The sequence below is a fragment of the Nocardioides sp. NPDC087217 genome, assembly GCF_044744805.1.
Taxonomy (GTDB): domain Bacteria; phylum Actinomycetota; class Actinomycetes; order Propionibacteriales; family Nocardioidaceae; genus Nocardioides.
In genome coordinates this window covers 47967-64586 of record NZ_JBIUZB010000003.1, presented here as the reverse complement: position 1 = coordinate 64586, position 16620 = coordinate 47967, and the positions used below count along the sequence as shown (strand labels likewise).

Genomic DNA, 16620 nt, shown 5'->3' with positions numbered 1-16620 from the left:
TGTCTGTTCGTTCTCCTGCTGGTCAGCGGGCTCCGGCGCCCATGGTCATCACGATCGTGTTCATGGCTGTTGCCTTTCGTCGTTGAAACGGCGTGTTGTTGATGGTGTTGATCAGGCGGCGTCCTTGCGGGGCCGGCCACGGGGCCGCTTGCGGGGGATCACCTTCCCCTGCAGGAGCAGCTGGCCGCCCCAGACGCCCCAGGGCTCACGCCGGTCGAGGGCGCTGGCGAGGCAGAGCGGCTGCACGGGGCAGGTCGCGCAGAGTGCCTTGGCGAACTCGACGTCGGCAGGAGACTCGGCGAACCACAGCTCCGGGTTGTTGACCCGGCAGGGCAGCTGGTCCTCGTCGTAGCGGTTGGCGCGGTCATGGAGAACGCCGAGAGTGACCTCGGGCTCGAGAATGCTGGTCATATGTACACCTCCTTTGTGACTGATCGCGGGTTTTGAGAAACAGAAAGGCCGCGGATCCCGGGTTTCGGGTTCCGCGGCCTGGAGGCTGCTGTGACTACGTGGTTCTACGTAGTCGAACAGCTCCAGGCTCGAATCCCGTGGGACTTGACCTTGATGGCATCCGCCTGCGGGGACACGAGTCCCTCGACGCGCGTGCCGTAACCGGCGCCCATAAAGGCACCGGCAGCCGGGGTGGCCCAGGTCGGGCCGGACAGCTCGGGGTGGCCGCACGCGGACATGGCGATGCCATTGATCGGCGTCTGGATCGAGTTGATCTTCACTGGGGCCACCTCCTTCGGGGCTGTCGGGCGCGCCTCAACGGCGCGCGGTTTTACTTGATGAAGGAACAGTAACCGGCCGGGCATGTCGGCCGCAAACGATTAAACCGGTTGATTTCGAGGAATTTCTTTGAAGGGTTTTCAGGCGTCGGCGGCGATCACATCAAGGACTTCCGAGCCGTACGTCTCCACCTTGCTGCGGCCGATGCCGGCGATGCGCTGCAGATCCTGGAGGGTTCCCGGCTTCTGCTCGGCGATCTGCTCCAGGGTCGCGTCGGTGAAGACCACGAACGCAGGCTTACGGATCGCCTCGGCGGTCTCCTTGCGCCACTGCTTCAGCCGGCCGTAGAGCTCCTCGTCGTAGGGCGCGTCGCAGCCCTCGTGACGGCCCATCCGCTTCTCGGCCGCCGAGCCGAGCGGCCCGCCGCAGGCGTTGCACATCCGCGCCTTCCCGGAGCCGGGGCGCCGCGTCGGCACCGCGGACCGAGTCGGCCGCAGCGGGTCGAGGAACCGCGACGGCCTGCGCCGCGCAGCCTGGCCCGGCTGGCGCGCCAGCGCCCAGGACAGGGTCAGGTCCACCCGCGCCCGGGTGAGGCCGACGTAGAGCAGTCGCCGCTCCTCCTCGATCTCGGCCGGAGTCGGCTCCTCGCCGCGGAGGATGAACGGCATCGTGCCGTCCTGGAGGCCGACCAGGAACACCGAGTCCCACTCCAGACCCTTGGCGGCGTGGAAGGTCGCCAGGGTCACTCCCGACGGGACCGGTGCGTGCTGTTCGGCCGCACGGCGGTCGAGCTCGGCGACGAGTCCGGCCAGGTCGCCGCCGGCTGCGGAGAAGGTGCGCGCCTGGTCGATCAGCGCCTGCCACGACTCCCAGCGGTCGCGGGTCTGCCCCCGCCCCTCGGGCGGCTCGGAGGTCCAGCCCATCCCCGCGAGGATCCCGTGGACCGACTCCAGCAGCTCGTCACCGATCACGGCACCCTGGCCGCCTCGCGCCGCACCGCGGATCCGGGTCACCGCCTCGCGGACCTCGGGTCGGTCGAAGAATCGGGCGGCCCCGCGCAGGACGTACGGAATCCGGCGCGCGGTGAGCGCGTCCTCGTACGCCTCCGACTGGGCGTTGATCCGGAACAGGATCGCCATCTCGTTGTAGGGCTTGCCGGACTGGTGCAGACGCAGGATCTCGGCAGCGACGCCCTCGGCCTCGGCGACCTCGTCGGGCTGCTCGACGTGTTCGACGGCCGGCCCCGAGTCGCGCTGCGCCTGCAGCTGGACACCGGCGCTCGGCGTACCTTCCAGGATCTTGTTGGCGGCCTTCACTACCTGCGGCGAGGAGCGGTAGTTGCGGACCAGCTCGACCGAGGTGGCGCCGGGGTGCTTCTTCGGGAAGTCACGCAGGTAGGCGGCATCGGCTCCGGCGAAGGTGTAGATCGTCTGCGCCGGGTCGCCGACGACGCAGAGCTCGCTGCGCCCGCCGAGCCACAGGTCCAGCAGCGCCGACTGCAGCGGCGAGACGTCCTGGAACTCATCGACGGTGAACCACTTGTACTGCCGTCTGACCTGCGCCGCGACGCGCTCGTCGTGCTCCAGGAGCCCGGCGGTCAGGAGCAGCACGTCCTCCATGTCCATGCGTGCCTGGGTGCGCTTGACGTCCTCGTACGCCGCATAGATGTGTCCCACCATCGACGGGGTCAGGCCGCCGACCTCCCGGCCCCGAGCCTCGGCCGACTTCGGGTAGTCGTCGGGGTGGACGTTGGAGACCTTCGACCACTCGATCTCCGAGGCCAGGTCGCGCGCCTGGGCCTGGTCGACGTTGATCCGCTGGCGCTGGGCGGCCGCGCGGATGAGCGGGATCTTCGACTCGGTCAGGTTGGGCAGCTCGGTGCCGTAGACCTTCGGCCAGAAGAACCGCAGCTGGCGCAGGGCCGCGGAGTGGAAGGTGCGCGCCTGGACCGCGCCGGCGCCCATCGCCCGCAGCCGCTGCCGCATCTCCCCCGCTGCCCGGGTGGTGAAGGTGACCGCGAGGACCTCCTGCGGCGCATAGACGCCGGTGGCGACGCCGTAGGCGATCCGGTGGGTGATCGCCCGGGTCTTGCCGGTCCCCGCACCCGCCAGAACCCGGACCGGACCCCGCAGTGCCTCCGCCACCCGGCGTTGCTCAGGGTCGAGGGCGGCGAGGAGGGACTCGGGGGTCATGGGCGGGAAGAACTCCTCGGGGTGGGAACGTTATGCCTTGCAGGCCAAGACTATTGGCTCGCACCGACAGTTCTGATGAGGAGAGCCCCCGATGAGCAGCTTCACGATGTACACCACACCCTGGTGTGGATACTGCCAGCGACTCAAGGGTCAGCTCGGCCGTGAAGACATCACGTTCGACGAGGTCGACATCGAGCAGGTCCCGGAGGCCGCGCAGATCGTCGAGCAGGTCAACGGCGGCAACCAGACCGTCCCGACCCTCGTCTACGCCGACGGCACCGCGATGACCAACCCGTCGATCGCTCAGGTCAAGGCGAAGCTCGCCGAGCTGGTCTGAGGCCGGTCACCACGAGCCGGGTAGCTCCCCGCCGTACCACTCCTCGACCAGCGAGCGGCTGATCGAGATGCCGCTGGGCAGCTTGATCTCACCGCTCTCCGCGACCGCGGCGAGCTCCGCGCGGGTGAACCAGCGCGCCTCGCGGATCTCGTCCTCGTCGACGGTGATCTCGTCCGACGCCGCACGCGCGAAGAAGCCGAGCATCAGGCTGGCCGGCAGCGGCCAGGGCTGGTTGCCGAAGTAGTCGACCTGCCCGACTCGTACGCCGACCTCCTCGGCGACCTCGCGACGGACCGCGTCCTCGAGCGACTCCCCCGGTTCGACGAAGCCGGCGAGGGTGGAGAAGTTGGGCGCGGGCCAGCGGGTGTGGTTGCCGAGCAGACAACGCTCCTCGTCGCTCCCGGGCTCTCCCGACGTCACCAGCATGATCACCGCCGGATCGGTACGCGGGAAGCTCACGTGTCCATTCGCGCAGGCCAGCTCGTGGCCGGCTGCGCGCGGTTCGAGGCTGCCGCCGCACCGGGAGCAGAACCGGGTCGCCCGATGCCACTCGGCCAGCCCGATCGCGTGCATCAGGAAGCTCGCCTCGGTCGTGTCGGCGAGCAGCGCGGGGAAGAGCCCGCGCAGATCACGCCACGTCTCATCGGCCTCCTCGCGCCCGGTGAGCACCGCGAACCGGGCACCTTCGGCGGTGTCGCCGAGGAGCAGCCGGATCCCCTCCGGAGAATCCTCCGGAGTACGCCACCTCACGCCGGTCCTGCCTGACGGCTCGACCCTGTTGCCGGCGACCACGAGGACCCTCGTGGTCTCGTCCGACCAGGCCTTGTCGACCCAGCCGTCATCGGCGCGCAGATGGCCGGAGCGGTCGTGGGGATCCTGAATGATTCGCAGATGGATGGGCAGCTTCGGGGAGTCCACCCGTCAGAGCCTAGGAGGTGGGTATAAGTTCCGCGGCGTGGATCGGTTCTGGCGTATCGCCGCTGTCGTCTCCGTCGTGGTCGCTCTGGCGATCAACGTCTACATCGCCTGGGGCTCCAACCTCTCGTTCATGTACGACGAGATCGGGACCGTCATCCATGGACGGACCGTTCTCTGGCTCGACTCGCCACAGCTGAACACCCCTGGCTACTACCCCGGGTGGGGCGTGCTGTTGGCGCCGTTGTGGCTGGTCACGTCGAACGTCTTCACGTTCTACAAGCTGGCGATCGTCGTCGGTCTGGTGATCAGCATGCTCACGATCTGGCCGCTGGCTCGGGTCGCGGTGCGGCTCAGCGGAGTCACACCGGCGCAGGGTGTGGTCGCCGGCGCCATCGTGATGGCCCTGCCGCCGCGCGCGATCCAGGCCGACTACATCCTCTCCGAGCGGTTGGTCACGCTGCTCGTCGTCCTGGCCACCCTGGTCGCGTTCCGACTCTGGGAGAAGCCGACCTACCGCGGCGTACTCCTGCTCAGCCTGCTCACCGCGCTCGCGCTCTTCTCCCATGCCCGGATGCAGGTCTTCGTGGCCGCGGTCTGCCTGTGGCTGATCTTCTTCCTCGTACGCAGGTGGCAGGTCGCCCTTGTCGGACTCGTCGCCACCGGCGTGCTCGCCGTGATCGCCAACAAGGCCGCGCTCTGGTTCCACGCGCAGCTGGTGCCGTGGAAGTTCATCCAGGCCCAGGGCTTCTTCGAGAAGGTCACCCAGGCCAACCCGCGGTACTGGGTCGACACCTTCACCGGCGAGGCCTGGACGCAGATGATCGGCAGCTTCGGCGTCGTGGTCGTCGGCCTCGTCGTGGTGACCGCCCTGTTCTGGAAGGAGCTCCGCTCGCGCCAGGTGGGGCCGGCCGGGTTCGTGCTGATCGCGGCCGGGTCGATGTACGTCCTCAGCTGCCTGAACTGGGGCAACGAGTACTCGCTGTTCACCATGGAGTGGCGCCGCTTCGACTACTGGATCTATGGGCGCTACATCGATCCCGTCTTCGCGGTCCTCGTGCTGGCCGGGGTGTGCGCGGCGATCCAGGCCGTACGCTCCCGCGCGGTCCTCGTCTGGACCTGGGTGATCGTCGCCTGGATCTCGCTGGTGACCATCCTCGTCGTCGCCCCCGACGCCCCCACCTGGGCCTACACCACCCCGGCGCACATCCCCGGCGCGATCCCGTGGTGGTGGGCGCTTCCGGACGGAGAGTTCCCGCAGCCGGGACCGATCCCGTCGTTCACCAACGACAACCGCTTCTGGCTGATCGCGACCCTGTGCGCCCTGGTGCCGCTGGCGATCTGGACCCTCCTCGCGGCCCTCTCCCGGTTCAGCACTCGGCTGAGCTCACCGAGGGCTGACCGAGTGCGCTCGGTCGTCGTCACCGCGCTCGTCCTGGTCGTGGGCACCGCCGGCTCTGCCGTCGCCGACGTCGCCTCCGACGAGTTCCACGACCGCTTCGACCACGCCACCCCGGTCATCGACGACCTGCGCTCGATCCTCGCCGAGCACCCCGACGCGGTCGTCGCCTACGACGACAACTGCCCCCGCCGCCCCTCGGCGATGAACTCCGAGCGCAACTGGCTGATGTGGTGGATGCTGCCCACCATCGTCGAGCGCGAGTGGGAGTGGGGCGATGACATCGTCTTCTCCTGCCCGGACGGCGAGCCGGCGTACGTCACCGGTGCGGTGATGCTGCGCGAGCGGCCGTTCCCGTATGCGACCGTCTGGATACTGCCTGGCGATCTGCTCGACTCGTTGCGTGAGTCTGGGGAGTTGCCGGAGGTTGCGCGGACGGTCAAGTAGCTCGGTCTGGCATTGGTTGGCGACCGATCCTTCGGGTTGGGCTGGGCCGCCGACCCGTTCTTCGAGAGTGTTCTCGACCTGCCCCGGAGTCAAGGACGGCCTGCGGCCGCCGGCTACGCCGGCCGCCTTCGGCGATCCTTGACACCGGACCATGTCGAGAAAGATTTTGGCTGGCTATCGGGGCGGCGGCCCGGGTGTGGCCACGGCACACGCACCCACGGCAGGTGACCGCTCCACGCCTAGACCAGACATGGGGTCTCCGGGTGGAAGAAAAATTTCTTCCACGCGCCGACCCCACTCGGGGCCAGGCTCCCTCTGAGGCGAACGAAAATTCGTTCGCCCCGCCGGAAGGAAAATTCCTTCCGGCGGTCGGCCCACCCCAGTCCCCAAGCCCCTACCCAACCCACATCGCTGCGCCAAACCCCTGCCGCCGACCCGATAGCCAGCCAAAATTCTCGACGAATCCCGGTGTCAAGGATCGCCGCAGGCGACCGGCGTCAGCCGGCGGCCGAAGGCCGTCCTTTACTCCGGGGTTCGGCGAGAACACCCTCCAAGAACGGGTCGGCGGCAAACCCCAACCACAAATAAACGCCGACAAAACGAGCGCCGAAAACGAAGGCGCTACCGATCCCCACCCACGATCCCCTCCAACTCCTCCCGACCAGGAAGAGCAGAAGGCTCGACAAGCCGACCAGAGCGCACGTAGTAGAACGCAGCCCGAACCCGCGACAACGGCACCCCCATCAGCTCAGCCCACCCAAGCCGATAGAGGGCCAGCTGGAGAGGATCGGCGTTCTGGGTCTGGTTGGTCTTCCAGTCCACGATCAGGAAGCCCCCGTCGGGCTCCTGGTAGACCGCGTCGATCCGGCCACGTACGACCTGACCTGCCAGAACGATCGCGAAGGCCGCCTCGACCCGGTACGGCGGGCGGTCGGCGAACGGGCCCTGTTCGAAGGCGGCAATGACCTCCTCGAGACCGGACTCGTCCTCGATTCCGTGGTCGGCGCGACCAGGTAGGTCGTCGGGGTCGAAGAGGTCCTGCTGGCCGAAGCGGGCCTCGACCCAGGCGTGGAACCGGGTGCCGAAGCGGGCTTGGGAGGACGGCTTGCGGGGCATCGGGCGGACCAGGTCGGCGGCGAAGCCGAGCGGGTCGTCACGCAGCTTCGACATGGCGGTGGCCGACAGCGACGAGGGCAGCGGTACGACCACCTCGGGAGCGCGCTCGCGCTCCGCCTCGGTGAGCAGCCGCTCGATCTCCTCGTCCCACTGGTTCACCGTCTCGAGCAGGGTGAGGTCATCGAGATCGTCAGGCCCCGGTCCCACCTCCCGAACCAGCCTCGCCGCCTCCAGACGGCGCTCCACCTCGGGGGTGTGGTGGTTGATCGGCCAGGGCAGGTCGACCTCCTGCGCGGCGTACGGATTCTCCTCCTCGCCCTTCACCACGACATCCGCCCACCGGTCGGGCTTGGCTCCCCACTGGAGCAGCGCCTCGCGGGTCTTCTCCACGTAGACCGACGGCCCACGCCCCTCCTTGAGCGAGGGTGACCAGCGCCAGCACGAGACGAACTGGATGTGGCGGGCTCGGGTCCAGGCGACGTACGCCAGCCGGAGCTCCTCGACCCGCTCGTGCTCCTTGCGCTCGGCGAGGAGCTCGTCGATCGAGTCGGCGTCGTGGCCCTGCAGCTGCGGCAGGTCGTCGCGGTCGCCGCGGAGCGCGGCGGGCATGACCGAGGGGACGGTCAGCCACGACGAGCGCGTCTGGCCGGTGGGGAATTTCTTGTGGGTGACTCCGACCAGGAAGACGACGTCCCACTCCAGCCCCTTGGCTCGGTGGACGGTGAGCAGCTTGACCGAGTCGGCCTCCGAGGGCGTGGCGACGTCGAGACCCTGGCCGTATTCGTCCTCAGCCTCCAGGTAGGCCAGCAGTGCGGCGAGGGTGACCTGGCCGTCGAGTCCCTCGAAGTCGGCGACCGCCTGGACGAAGAGGTCGAGGTTGTCGCGCCTGGCCGAGGCTGCCGGAGAGACCGAGGCGGCCAGCTCGACGTCGATGCCGGTGACGTCGATGATCCGCCGGACCAGGTCGAGGAGCGGCTCGTTCACCGCGCGGCGCAGCCCACGGAGCTCCTCGGCGAGGAGCTTGAACCGCTCCCTGGCCTGCGGCGAGTAGTCGTAGTCGGAGGGGTCGCCCGGATCCTCCAGGGCGTCGTTGAGCGAGGGGATCTCGGTGGGGTCGGTGCCCTCGACCGCCGCCTCCAGCTGCCGCTCGATGTCGGCGAACTCCTCCGCCCCACCGACGACGCCGGCCAGGTCGCGGGAGCGCCGACCCAGGATGGCCAGGTCGCGCGGCCCGATCGCCCACCGCGGACCGGCGAGCAGCGTGAGCAGCGCGGCGTTGGCAGTGACGTCGTGGAGCAGCTCCATGGTGGCCACGACCTCGGCCACCTCGGGCAGCCGGAGCAGCCCCTTCAGACCGACGATCTCGACCGGGATCTCGCGAGCGGTGAGCGCGTCGAAGACCGCTGCCGCCTGCGAGTTGTCCCTGGTCAGGACTCCGATCTCCTTCCACTCCCCGACCGCCTCATGGGCCTCGATCACCTTGTCGGCGAGCCAGAGCAGCTCATCGTCGTACGTCTCGTGGACGTGCACCTGCACCTCACCGTCGCGCGCGCCCTCGGCGGCGACCAGGCGCTCCTTCTCCCGGCCCTCGTAGAGCTGGGCGGCCAGATGATTGGCGGTATCGAGGATGCGCGCGTCGGAGCGGCGGTTGACGGTCAGGGAGTAGGCCGGGCGACGCCCGTCCTTCGTCGGGAAGTCGCGGCCGAACTCGAGGATGTTGCTCACCGAGGCGCCGCGCCAGCCGTAGATCGCCTGGTTGGGGTCGCCGACGGCGGTGACGGGATGTCCGTCGCCGAAGAGGCGGGCGAGCATCTGCGCCTGGGCCACCGAGGTGTCCTGGTATTCGTCGAGCAGTACGACCTTGAACTTCCCGCGCTCGATCTCACCGACCTCGGGCGTCTCCACGGCCAGCCGGGCGGCCAGCGCGATCTGGTCGGAGAAGTCCATCAGTCCGAGCCGGTCCTTGAGCCGCCGGTAGCCGTCGACGAGGTCGAGCAGCTCGTAGCGCTTGTCGATCGCGTCGATCGCCTTCTCGACCTTGGTCAGCTTGGTCTTCACCCGTTTCCCGTCGGCCAGCTGGGAGTTGAGGTCGGCCACCTCGAGCGCGAACAGCGACCGCTCGTTGCGGTCGTAGGCCCGCAGCGTGGCGGGGTCGACGAGGTGCTCGGAGAGCTCGGAGTCGAGCGCGAGCAGCTGCTGGACGGCCAGCTTCGGATAGTCGGTCAGCTTCTCCACCGGGTGGGTGTGCCGGGCAACGGCTCGAGCCGCGAGCTGGTAGCGGGTCGCGTCGGCGATCAGGCGGGTGTCGGGCTCGTGGCCGATCCGCAGCCCGTGCTCGGAGAGCAGGCCGGAGGCGTAGGAGTGGTAGGTCGCAACGGTCGGCTCGGTGGGCTCGTCGTCCTCCTCACCGGGCCGCGGCGGACCGTCGCGTCGCTCGGGCCAGAGCCCCGCCTTCTGCAGCGACTCCTTGATCCTGGTGGCCAGCTCGGCGGTCGCCTTCGTGGTGAAGGTCAGGCCGAGCACCTCCCCGGGAAGTACGCGGCCGGTGGCGACCAGCCAGACGACTCGAGCAGCCATCACCGCGGTCTTGCCGGATCCGGCACCGGCGATCACCACGGCCGGCTCCAGCGGAGCCGTGATCGCGCGGAACTGCTCCTCGCTGTAGAGCCAGTCGTGGCCCATCAGCTTGGCGAGCTCTTCGGGGGTCTCGACCTTCATCGCGGAACTCATCTCAGGGGTCACGACAGCACCGATCCCGAGGTCTGCGCCGGGCAGAGCGCGACGAACTGGCACCGGTCGCACTGCTTGCCGGGCCTGGCCACGAACTCCTCGGCCCGGACCGTCGCCACCGCCTTCTCCAGCTGGGTGATGATCTCGGGCGGCTCGGGCGCCTGCACCTGCACCTTCGGCAGCTCGCTCCCCGAACCCGCGGGATGGCGCAGCTGGATCAGCTCCGCTCCCCCGGAGGTCGCCCCAGGCGCGAGCTCGGACGCGGCGCCGTGCTCGACGGCCAGCTGGTAGAGGCCGAGCTGGCCGTGCTCCTTGACCTCCTGCGCGGTGGGCGGATACTTCCCGGTCTTCAGGTCGACGACGACGATCCGGCCGCTCTCGTCGAGCTCCAAGCGATCGGCATACCCGTTCAGCCGCACCGTCTCCCCGCTGGGCAGCGATACCTTCGCGGTCAGCTGCTCCTCGAACCCGATCACGGTCCGCGCGCCGGGGCGCCGGTGCCAGGTCAGGAACCGGGCCAGCACATCCTGGACCGCTTCGCGCTCGCGGGCAGCGGACCATGGCGTACGGAACTCGAGGCGGCCCCAGACCTCGTCCACGAACGGCATCAGGTCCTCGACGGTGGCGGCGTCGAGGTCGCCACGAGCGAGCTGCTCGGCGATCGCGTGCACGACCTTGCCGAACCCCTGGCTCGAGGAGTCCGTGACGGCACCGCCCGCTTCGCGGGCCAGGAACCACTGCGCGGGGCAGGTCAGGATCGCCTCCAGCGCCGACGCGCTCAGCGTGATCGGACGGTCCTCGGGACGCACCGCGGCCGAGGCGTACGTCGGGGCCCGCAGCCCCCACCAGGTCGACGGGTCGGCGGCGAGCGCGATCCGCTTGCCGCGCACCTCGGTCGCGGCCAGCTTCTGCAGCCTTCTCGCGGCCGCCTCGCGCAGCGTGTCGGGTTGGGCCGGATCCGCGGCGGTGCGGCGCAGCTCGGCGATCAGACCGGCCAGCGACAGCGGCCGTGTCGGCCGGCCGACGCGGTGACGGATCTGGTCCTCGCGCAGGCCGAGCTCGTTGATGAACCGCGAGGGCTGGTCACCGTCGTCGTCGGGCGACTTCACCGCGGTCACGACCAGCCGGGACCGGGCGCGGGTGGCCGCAACGTAGAAGAGCCGGCGCTCCTCGGCGAGCATCGCAGTCCGGGTCAGTGGCGGCAGCAGCCCGCCGTGACGGCCGTCCGGCAGCGCCGGTGCGATCCGGTCGGGTCCGAGGAGCGAGTCGCGCCGGCGCAGGTCGGGCCAGGCGCCCTCCTGGACGTGGGCGACGACCACGAGACCCCACTCCAGCCCCTTGGAGCGGTGGGCGGTGAGCAGCCGCACCGCCGAACCGCGCACACCCTTGTCGGCCAGGGTGTCGGCCGGGATCTCCTGGGCACGGAGCGTGGCCAGGAAGGTCTCCACCGAGGTGAACTCCTGGCGGCCCTCGATCTTGGCGGCGGTGTCGAAGAGGGCCACGACCGCGTCCAGGTCACGGTGGGCCAGCCGCGCCGCGGCACCGCCCGACTCCACCTGCGCCCGCAGCCGCTGCCCCCACTCGGCACCGTCCCACAGAGTCCACAGCACCTGCTCCGCCCCGGCCCCCTCCTTCAGCGCGGCCCGGGCCTCGGCGAGTAGGACCGCGAGCCGGCGCACCCGCCCCAGCACCCGCTCCTCACCGTCCCCGCTCTCCTCCGGGTCGAGCAGCGACGGATCGAGCACGGCACGACGCACGAGATCGTGGGCGGCGACGTCGGGGAACCTCGCCCGCAGGGTGCGGGTGAGCGCGCGGACGTCGGTGGCGTCGAGGCCGCCGAGAGGACCGGTGAGCAGCTCCTCGCAGCGGTCGGGGCGTACGTAGCGCTCGTCGAGGTCGGATTCGACGTCGGCGTCGACGACGATCCCGAGCGCGTCGAGGAGGACCGCGGCGGCGGGCTCGCGGACCAGCGGCGTCTCGTCGGCGGCGACCTCGACCGGTACGCCGGCGGCGGTCAGCGACCGGCGCAGCTGCGGGATCGAGGTGCGCCCCGAGCGCACCAGGACAGCCATGTCGGACCAATCGATGCCGTCCTCGAGATGCGCTCGACGAAGCAGGTCGGCGATGTGCTCGGTCTCGGCGCGGTCGGTGTCGAAGGTGAGCACCTCGGCCCGGCCGGGGTCCTGGGCAAGCGGGTGCGGGTTGCGGAAGGTGTCGTAGGCCGCGGCCGGGATCGCGCCGCGCACCGAGATGCCCGCCGCGATCGACCGCGACGCCCGCAGCAGCCGCGACCCGAACCGGCGGGTCGTCCCGAGCGCCACCACCGGCGCATGCCGGCGCTCCCGGGTGAGGAACTGCGAGGGGAAGTCGAGGATCCCGTTCACGTCCGCGCCCCGGAACCCGTAGATCGACTGATCGGGGTCACCCACCACGATCAGGTCGCGCCCGTCGCCGGCCAGCGCCTGAAGCAGGGCGACCTGGCTCGGGTCGGTGTCCTGATACTCATCCACGAACACGCAGGCGAACTCGGCCCGGAGCTCGACCGCGTGCCGCTCGGCCTCGATCACCCCACGCATGATCAGGTCGGGGTAGTCGATCGCCGACTGCGCACCGAGCACGTCGAGATACTGCTCCAGGAACCACCCGGCAGCGACGAACTCCTCGATGCCCTCGTCCTTGCCGAGCGCCACCAGCTGGTCGGGGTCGAGCCCGCGCTCGCGCGCCCGCGCGATCACGGTCTGCACCTCACGCGCGAACCCGCGGGTGCCGATCGCCATCCGGAACCGCTCCGGCCACCTCACCGACTCCGGGTGGTCGGCCAGCAGCTCCTGCAGCACCACATCGGCCTCCGGCGCGGAGAGCAGCGTCAGCGGGGCGGCGTAGAGCTCGGCCGGTGCGTAGCGGCGCACCAGCCCGTAGGCGAAGGAGTGGAACGTCGAGGAGACCGCCCCCGACAGCGTCCGCCCCAGCCGCGCGGTCACCCGGTCGCGCAGCTGCTCGGCGGCCTTGCGGGAGAAGGTCAGCGCCAGCAGCTGGTCAGGACGTACGCCGCGGTTCTCGATCCGGTCGACCACCGCCTCCACCAGCGTGGTCGTCTTGCCGGTCCCTGGTCCGGCCAGCACCAGCAGCGGCCCGCCGGGATGCTCCACGACCGACCGCTGGTGCTCGTCGAGCACCGGCACTCCGGCAGCGCTCGGCGGCGGGGCAAGGCGGTAGGCGACACTCACGGGTCCCACCCAATCAGACGGCACCGACAGTTTTCAGGCGTCCCCTCATGCCTCGTGCCCCAGCCGCATACGCACCGCGACCACGTCGTCGAGATCTATCCCCTCCGCCTTCCGGACGACCACCTTCAACGGCAGCAGATAGGTGCCGTCCTTGGGGAAGAGCGCGGTGGTGAACGTCGTCGCGCCGATGGTGGCGGTGACGGCGACCTGGCCCCAGTACTCCAGACCCTTGGCGTCCTCCTTGAGGTCCTCGGCGTCCTCGACGGGCATCGGCACGTAGTAGAACGGCGCCGGCCCGCGCCACTCGACGACGGCTCCTTCGAACGCGTACTCCATCTCCTACTCCGCAGCGCCTGATTCCGGGACAAGCTCGAAGTCGTCGAAGTCGAACCCTGGTGAGACCACGCAGGAGACGAGCGCGTCCTCGGCCGAGGGGACCGTACGCTGCCACACCCCCGCCGGCACGACCGCCTGCGGCACCTGGCCGGCGGCGACGTCCACGCCGACGAGCACGGTCTCCCCCTCGACCGGCGCCGAACCGGCGCCGCCGAACTGCAGGGACACGACGCCCGTGTGCGCCAGCCAGATCTCGTCCGAGGTGACGCGGTGCCACGCGGACGACTCCCCGGCCAGGAGCCGGAAGTAGATCAAGGTCGCGGTCGGGCGCACCCGGCCGTCGGGCAGGGTGACGGTCTCGGCGGCAGCCCAGGTCTGCCTGAACGCGCCGCCTTCGGGGTGCGGCGCGAGGTCAAGGGCGGAGGTGATGGAGTCAGCGGTCACCCGGCTCATTGTGCCGGGTCTCGCCGGCCGGGTCGTCAGGGAAGCGCGGGTCGCCGAGCAGGTACTGCCAGAACAGTCCCGGCTCCTTGTGCGGCAACGGCTTCGGTCCACCGACCGACCGGCCCTCGACCGCGTCCCAGATCGCGTCGACGGGACGGGCCACGCGGCGTACGACCTTTCCGGACAGGCCGGTGTGCGGGAGATGGGGGTGCGGACGCGAGGGTGCCCGGCGCTCGGCCACCGCGAGCCGTTCGGCGACCAGCACGAGCACGTCGTCGGAGGCCTCCTCGGCGAGGCGCGAGACCAGCTCGTCCTCCTTCACCTCCTGGTCGATGAGCGCCTCCTCGACCTCGCCCCACAGGGTGGGCCACGCGTGGGTGGTCTCCCAGGTGGAGCCGTACTCGTGCGCCTTCACGTGGAAGAGCAGCACCTCCAGGTGCCGCGCCGTGGGGAGGTACTCGTGGACCAGAGCGGATCCGTTCTCGACGTGGGCGGAGATCGCCGGCAGCAGTGCCTCGTCCACCGCGTGCAGGTGACGGGACGTACCGGCGTTGAACTGGTCGATCGGCGGGCAGCCCCGGCGGGTCTGCTCGGGCCTGAGGATGATGCTCCGTGCGCGGGCCAGGCGCCCAACGAGCTCGTCGTGCTTGTGTCGCAGCTCTTCCTGCAACACGGTCGTGGTGGCCATCTGCCTCACCTCGGCTGCTAGAGGGGTCCACCCTCCAGAATGCGCCCCTTCGCGCGCCGGCGCAACAAGCAATCAGACGTCGGCGGGCCGCTCGTTGTAGACCCCGGCCACGTCCTGCCCGCTCAGCGCGGCGATCGCCTCCATGACCTCGTCGGTGAGAGCCCGGCGGGCCTTGCCGAGAGGTACGCCGTCGAAGCGGCCGGCCACCTGGATCGGCCGCCCGAACTCGACCGTGACCTTCGCCAGCCGCGGCAGGCTCGACCCGACCGGCTGAAGCTCCGCGGTCCCCCGCAGGCCCACCGGCACCACGGGCACACCGGCGGTCAACGCCAGGTGTGCCACTCCGGTGCGTCCGCGGTAGAGCCGACCGTCGCGCGACCGGGTGCCCTCCGGGTAGATCCCGAACGCCTCACCCTTGTTGAGGACCTCCAGGGCCACCTCGAGCGAGCCGAGCGCGGCCTGCGGGTCGTCGCGGTCCACGGGCAGCATCCCCATGCCCTCGAACCACGCCCTCTGCGCAGCACCCTTGAGGCCGGTGCCGGTGAAGTAGTCGGACTTGGCCAGGAAGTGCACCGGCCGAGGCGAGACCGACGGGATCACGATCGAGTCGGCGAAGCTGAGGTGGTTGCTGGCCAGGAGCACGCCACCGGTGCGCGGGACGTTCTCTGCCCCCGTCACCGTGGGGCGCCAGACGGCCCGTAGCAGGGGTGGCACGACGGCGTGGAGGACGCGATACATCACGTGCTCATCGTAGGCGGCAGCCACATCGCCGCGCGCAGGTCCACCGCCCCCGAGACGCGGCGCGGGGTGCCCTCCTCGAGATACGCCTGCCGCGCCTCCTCACCGTGTGAGGCGGGGAGCGAGCCATCGGCCCGCACCACCCGCCACCACGGCATCCCCGCGCCCTCGCGCGCCATCACCGAGCCGACCTGCCGAGGCCCGCCTCCGAACTCGTCGAAGAGGGCATCGGCGATCGCGCCGTACGTCGTCACCTGCCCGCGCGGGATCTGCTCGACAAGACGCAGAACGGCTTCCACGTACGCCTCCCGGTCGGTCATGTCGCCGCCTCCGTAGCGCAAGCGCAACCATACGGACGCGGCGACCTGACCCTCATTGTCGCTCGCTGGCGCTCGCTCATGTCGCGCACATTAGCGCGGTCTCACAGGATCGGGCTGAACGGCTCCGTGCCCTGGACCAGACGGAGACCCGAGATGCCCGAGTTCGCCTGGGCGTACTTCAGCTCGAGGTCCATGTCACCGATGTTGTTGGACCCGGCGAGCGGGAGCAGGCCCAGGGTCGACAGGGTCCCGACCGCCTTGCCGTCGGCGTTCAGGAAGCCGGAGCCGGAGTCACCGGGGATGCCGGGGGTGAGGTTGTAGAGCGGGTGCGACCAGCGGGTGCCGTTGACGCTGTCACCGAGCGAGAGGCCGATCTTCGGCGAGAGCAGGTCCACGTCGGCGCGCACCGAGGAGTTGCCGTAGGAGTAGACCTTGTCGCCGGCGACGGTGCCGTCGGTGTCGATGCCCGTCGGACCGCCCCAGATCGGCACGCTCGGGTTGACCTTGCCGGCGTCGGCGGCGTTCACCTTGACCAGGGCGAAGTCGTTGTAGGCGCAGGTGTTCTCGTCCTTGGTGCCCGACTGCTGCATGGTCAGCCAGGACGAGTACGCCAGCTTGCCCTTCCCCAGCACGGTGCCCTCGCTCAGCAGGGAGCCGCCCTCGTTGAAGGTCACCTCGGTGCCCAGCGGGAGCGACTTGGCGGCGCAGCCGTTGGTGTCGGTGGCCTCACCGAGACCCGCACAGTGGGCGGCGTAGCCGACGTAGACGTTCGAGGCGGAGTCGGCGAAGACGAAGTTGGCGGTGCACTGGGCACCATTGGTGTACATCATCACGCCCGGGGTGATGGTGGCCGTGTCGGCCGGGGCCCAGGCGTGGGCCGGAGACGGGATCAGGGCCGGGACGAGCGCGGCGGTCAGGGTGCCGGCGGCGACGGCTGCGGCGCGGCGTACGGAACGGCGTGTGCGGAGCATGTGGGGGCCTCGGTCTGTAGGTGATGTGACT

The 16620-nt window shown here is 70.1% G+C and carries 14 protein-coding genes; 2 read left to right on the top strand and 12 right to left on the bottom strand.

Going from position 1 to position 16620, the window contains the following annotated elements:
• Positions 1-111: 111 nt before the first annotated feature.
• The 3 genes from ACIO3S_RS14680 to ACIO3S_RS14670 all read right to left on the bottom strand — a co-directional run bounded on the left by ACIO3S_RS14680 (position 112) and on the right by ACIO3S_RS14670 (position 2921).
• A complete protein-coding gene (locus ACIO3S_RS14680) occupies positions 112-411 on the bottom strand; it encodes a WhiB family transcriptional regulator (RefSeq protein WP_141802912.1) in 300 nt (99 codons plus the stop codon).
• Positions 412-515: 104 nt separating this feature from the next.
• A complete protein-coding gene (locus tag ACIO3S_RS14675) occupies positions 516-731 on the bottom strand; it encodes a hypothetical protein (protein ID WP_400464793.1) in 216 nt (71 codons plus the stop codon).
• 138 nt (positions 732-869) lie between these two features.
• Positions 870-2921: an ATP-dependent DNA helicase UvrD2 gene (locus ACIO3S_RS14670; protein ID WP_160027404.1), complete on the bottom strand. Its 2052-nt coding sequence runs from the start codon at positions 2919-2921 to the stop codon at positions 870-872.
• 91 nt (positions 2922-3012) lie between these two features.
• Between ACIO3S_RS14670 and ACIO3S_RS14665 the strand changes: the two genes are divergently transcribed.
• Positions 3013-3258, top strand: a complete 246-nt coding sequence (locus ACIO3S_RS14665; protein WP_091051217.1) for a mycoredoxin — start codon at positions 3013-3015, stop codon at positions 3256-3258.
• 6 nt (positions 3259-3264) lie between these two features.
• On the opposite strand, the gene nudC is transcribed toward ACIO3S_RS14665, so the two are convergent.
• Positions 3265-4176 carry an NAD(+) diphosphatase gene (gene nudC / locus ACIO3S_RS14660; protein WP_400464789.1) on the bottom strand — a complete coding sequence of 304 codons (912 nt, stop codon included), beginning with the start codon at positions 4174-4176 and terminating at the stop codon, positions 3265-3267.
• Between the two features lie 37 nt (positions 4177-4213).
• Here nudC and ACIO3S_RS14655 point away from each other — a divergent pair, with 37 nt between their 5' ends.
• Positions 4214-6019 carry a hypothetical protein gene (locus tag ACIO3S_RS14655; RefSeq protein WP_400464787.1) on the top strand — a complete coding sequence of 602 codons (1806 nt, stop codon included), beginning with the start codon at positions 4214-4216 and terminating at the stop codon, positions 6017-6019.
• Positions 6020-6640: 621 nt separating this feature from the next.
• Here the strand turns inward: ACIO3S_RS14655 and ACIO3S_RS14650 are convergent.
• The 8 genes from ACIO3S_RS14650 to ACIO3S_RS14615 form a co-directional block, all read right to left on the bottom strand.
• Positions 6641-9928 carry a UvrD-helicase domain-containing protein gene (locus ACIO3S_RS14650; RefSeq protein ID WP_400464784.1) on the bottom strand — a complete coding sequence of 1096 codons (3288 nt, stop codon included), beginning with the start codon at positions 9926-9928 and terminating at the stop codon, positions 6641-6643.
• Positions 9874-13092 carry an ATP-dependent helicase gene (locus ACIO3S_RS14645; protein WP_400464781.1) on the bottom strand — a complete coding sequence of 1073 codons (3219 nt, stop codon included), beginning with the start codon at positions 13090-13092 and terminating at the stop codon, positions 9874-9876. The genes ACIO3S_RS14650 and ACIO3S_RS14645 overlap by 55 nt, the downstream gene beginning before the upstream one ends.
• A 45-nt stretch (positions 13093-13137) precedes the next feature.
• Entirely contained in the window at positions 13138-13428 is a 291-nt protein-coding gene (locus ACIO3S_RS14640) for a DUF1905 domain-containing protein (RefSeq protein WP_400464778.1), read from the bottom strand.
• A 3-nt stretch (positions 13429-13431) separates the two neighbouring features.
• Positions 13432-13881 (bottom strand): cupin domain-containing protein, encoded by a 450-nt coding sequence (locus tag ACIO3S_RS14635; RefSeq protein ID WP_400464775.1) that lies wholly within the window; start codon positions 13879-13881, stop codon positions 13432-13434.
• On the bottom strand, positions 13862-14560 hold the full coding sequence (locus tag ACIO3S_RS14630) for a hypothetical protein (RefSeq protein WP_400464772.1): 699 nt from the start codon (positions 14558-14560) through the stop codon (positions 13862-13864). The genes ACIO3S_RS14635 and ACIO3S_RS14630 overlap by 20 nt, the downstream gene beginning before the upstream one ends.
• Before the next feature lie 72 nt (positions 14561-14632).
• Positions 14633-15298: a lysophospholipid acyltransferase family protein gene (locus ACIO3S_RS14625; protein ID WP_400466429.1), complete on the bottom strand. Its 666-nt coding sequence runs from the start codon at positions 15296-15298 to the stop codon at positions 14633-14635.
• Positions 15298-15618: an MGMT family protein gene (locus tag ACIO3S_RS14620; protein WP_160027391.1), complete on the bottom strand. Its 321-nt coding sequence runs from the start codon at positions 15616-15618 to the stop codon at positions 15298-15300. The genes ACIO3S_RS14625 and ACIO3S_RS14620 overlap by 1 nt, the downstream gene beginning before the upstream one ends.
• 101 nt (positions 15619-15719) lie before the next feature.
• Positions 15720-16589 (bottom strand): hypothetical protein, encoded by an 870-nt coding sequence (locus ACIO3S_RS14615; protein ID WP_400464769.1) that lies wholly within the window; start codon positions 16587-16589, stop codon positions 15720-15722.
• Between the last annotated feature and the right edge of the window lie 31 nt (positions 16590-16620).

Coding starts and splice junctions, on each gene's coding strand:
- ACIO3S_RS14640 (WP_400464778.1), bottom strand. CDS start 13,428: ATGGAGTACGCGTTCGAAGGAGCCGTCGTCGAGTGGCGCGGGCCGGCG.
- ACIO3S_RS14615 (WP_400464769.1), bottom strand. CDS start 16,589: ATGCTCCGCACACGCCGTTCCGTACGCCGCGCCGCAGCCGTCGCCGCC.
- ACIO3S_RS14635 (WP_400464775.1), bottom strand. CDS start 13,881: ATGAGCCGGGTGACCGCTGACTCCATCACCTCCGCCCTTGACCTCGCG.
- ACIO3S_RS14670 (WP_160027404.1), bottom strand. CDS start 2,921: ATGACCCCCGAGTCCCTCCTCGCCGCCCTCGACCCTGAGCAACGCCGG.
- ACIO3S_RS14620 (WP_160027391.1), bottom strand. CDS start 15,618: ATGACCGACCGGGAGGCGTACGTGGAAGCCGTTCTGCGTCTTGTCGAG.
- ACIO3S_RS14680 (WP_141802912.1), bottom strand. CDS start 411: ATGACCAGCATTCTCGAGCCCGAGGTCACTCTCGGCGTTCTCCATGAC.
- ACIO3S_RS14665 (WP_091051217.1), top strand. CDS start 3,013: ATGAGCAGCTTCACGATGTACACCACACCCTGGTGTGGATACTGCCAG.
- ACIO3S_RS14625 (WP_400466429.1), bottom strand. CDS start 15,298: ATGTATCGCGTCCTCCACGCCGTCGTGCCACCCCTGCTACGGGCCGTC.
- ACIO3S_RS14630 (WP_400464772.1), bottom strand. CDS start 14,560: ATGGCCACCACGACCGTGTTGCAGGAAGAGCTGCGACACAAGCACGAC.